1 protein-coding gene is annotated in these 822 nt (G+C 38.7%); it reads right to left on the minus strand.

Going from position 1 to position 822, the window contains the following annotated elements:
• Nucleotides 1–457 precede the first annotated feature (457 nt).
• Nucleotides 458–822: chitobiase/beta-hexosaminidase C-terminal domain-containing protein (locus R7R24_RS25900; RefSeq protein WP_318119990.1), on the minus strand; the 365-nt coding region annotated here is incomplete at its 5' end.

The raw sequence follows: 822 nt of genomic DNA on the forward strand, positions 1-822 counted from the left end.
CAGTGCAAAGATGTTTTTCATAATTACTGCCTTTAATTATTCACGTTATGCGATGGTTTCATGGGCTTCTTTTCCCGATCATCGCAAGCCTTGGAATGTGCCTCCGTGGCGGTGGCCATACTGAAATAATTAATTCGCAATGGAAAATAAATCCGTTTAAAAAGTGATCTCGTTCAAACCCGACTCTATAACCATAACAAAAACACTGGTAATTACAGACACTTGCGTTGATTTATAAAAATTCGTCAAAAAAATAAAATGTGATCATAAACAACTAACGATTTAATAAATGGCGAAATAACCCGACTCACTTCACATTTAATTTCTATCTTTAACACCAAAACTTATTTATCAATGAAAAATATTAAGACTTCGATCACACTTAATTTCCCTTAAAAATAAAGAAAGCCTCAACATACGTTGAGGCTTTGCCAAAAATTAACTTACAAGAATCGTATTATTTTACGCTAGTCACACGACTTGTTTTCTCACCTGTTGCCGCTACAGATCGGATGAACACTTCACCTTTCACATTTGGACGAGCATTGTCTGCGTAATTCAGCCAGTTTTTGCCGTCTAGAGAGTATTGAAGCTTCACGCCAGGAAACTGAACGTTCATTGCTAGCTTGCCATCTTCTACTTTCGCACCTGGTACTGGTAGGCGGTAGTCGATACCAGATTTCTCTAACTTAGCTAACTCACGTTGACCAAGTACGTTTGCAAAGCGGTTGTAGTCTTGGTTTAGCGCGGCTTTGTTTACTAGGTTCGAGTTTTGCGAGTATTCAACACCCACTTTGTAGTCGTTTTCCCAATCAGCACGGT

It is taken from the genome of Vibrio sp. 704, from assembly GCF_033339295.1.